The organism is Rhizobium sp. rho-13.1 (assembly GCF_007000305.1).
GTDB lineage: Bacteria > Pseudomonadota > Alphaproteobacteria > Rhizobiales > Rhizobiaceae > Rhizobium > Rhizobium rhododendri.
Genome location: NZ_SCFL01000065.1, coordinates 1 through 1,821, shown reverse-complemented (window position 1 = coordinate 1,821; position 1,821 = coordinate 1). Strand labels below are relative to the sequence as shown.

Here is a 1,821-nt window from a genome sequence, read left to right as displayed (position 1 = left end):
CGCACTACGATCCTGGCGATGTCGACGCCGCCAATCTCCGCAAAAACGTCGAGGCCTTAGCTGCAAAATGGAAGCGCCGATCGCGAAAGAAAAACTGAACCTGCGGTCCTCGGCGAATGCATACGGAGAAGCTGCTGCGTGCCCTGTTGCTGCAGGCCTTTTACACGATACGCTCCGAGCGTCAGCTCATGGAGCAGATGGATTACAATCTGCCGTTCCGCTGGTTCGTCGGCCTGTCGATGACGCGCCGATCTGCGACGTCACGGTGTTTACCAAGAACCCCGAGCGCCTCTTGGCGGGCGACATCGCCGCCAAGTTTCTGGCCGCCTTGCTGGGCCAGCCCCACAGATGGCGGCGACACCGACGGCAGCGGCTCTGGCGCTAAAGGGAAACAGCCGCCAAAAACCAAAGGGAGCAACTCCGAGCGCGATTTCCACGGCGAGAAGCGAAGCAAACCAAGCACCGCAATAGCTAAACGGCGCATTTAGATCACGGTATTGTTCATTGTATGCTCAACGGAGACAGCTAACGTCGGTTCATCTGTTTCTAGGCCGGAGCGATATAACGATAGGCCTCCTGCATGCCCGCCTATTTTGCTTCGTACGGCTTGCACGATCCTCAGAGCACCTCTCAACGCAAGCGACTTACTCCGCAACATAACTTAATACAAAAAGACACTCTGCAATATTGCTCTCAGGCATAGTGCGATGCGAACCGGCCTCCCGTCGTGGGGTCAGCCTCTGCATCCACACTATGAAAGAGAGTCATTCCCGTGCACATCAAGTCATTCGTATTTGCCATTATTGCCATTTCGTCGGCAGCACCCGCAATGGCAGCGGACCTTTCCGTTGTTCCGGAGGCAGCGCCTGCTGCTTATTCAGCCTATGACTGGTCAGGTTTCTACATCGGTGCCCAGGGCGGCTATAGCTGGAATCAAACCACCGTTCTCGGCACCAAGGAAGATCTGGACAACGGCTCCGCAGGCATTCACGCCGGCTACAACTTCCAGTCGGGCAGCATCGTCTACGGCATTGAGAACGACTTCAACTACAACTTCGCCAAAGACAAGGACACCGACCTTGAATGGGACGCGTCCGGCCGTGGTCGTATCGGTTATGCCCTCGACCGTACGCTGATCTTCGCAACTGCCGGCGTCGCGGCGACAAGCGGCAAGCTGGACCTGCCCGCTATACGCAAGAAAGACGACATCCTCATTGGATGGACTGCGGGTGGCGGTGTCGAACACGCTATCACCGACAACATCCTGGTTCGTGGCGAATATCGCTATTCGGATTTCGGCAAGAAGGATTTCGGCGCCGGCGTCGGCGATTTTGGCGCCACCCAGAACAAGGTCCTGATCGGCGCCAGCTACAAGTTCTAGCCGCAGGCGGGACGGCCGGGAAGGACAGAGACAAGACTTTCCCGGCCCATCCGGGATGGTCACCTCCCTCCCGCCACCGCCGCAGCCCGCCAATAAAGACGGAACTAAATCCAACGAACAGATGGATCCCGGGAGAAGCCTCCAGGCGATCAAGCAAGGAGACTTTGCCGTGAGCGGACCTGCGAGCAAAAATAACAGACGCCCCATTCTTGTCTTTCTTCCGGCCAACGCGGCAAACACCATCGTCGCCAGGCTAGAGCTAGCGGGCTATCCGGCGGTGGCGGTCACGACAGTCCCGGACCTGTTCGACGCGCTTCGGTCGGATGCGTTCGCATTGGCAGTCACAGTCCGGCCGCAGATCGATATCGTCCGGAACATCATGACGATCCCGGTCGTCAACCTCGAGGTCTTCTTCCATATGTCGCTCACAGCCGACAGCG

Annotated in this window: 1 protein-coding gene and 2 pseudogenes; all 3 read left to right on the top strand. The window is 57.8% G+C overall.

Annotation, left to right across the window (positions count from 1 at the left end; genetic code table 11):
- Nucleotides 1–125: 125 nt before the first annotated feature.
- Nucleotides 126–343: pseudogene (locus EQW76_RS28615) on the top strand (transposase); the annotation flags it as partial.
- 429 nt (nt 344–772) lie between these two features.
- Nucleotides 773–1,381 (top strand): outer membrane protein, encoded by a 609-nt coding sequence (locus tag EQW76_RS28610; RefSeq protein ID WP_142832613.1) that lies wholly within the window; start codon nt 773–775, stop codon nt 1,379–1,381.
- Between the two features lie 169 nt (nt 1,382–1,550).
- Nucleotides 1,551–1,821: pseudogene (locus EQW76_RS28605) on the top strand (hypothetical protein); the annotation flags it as partial.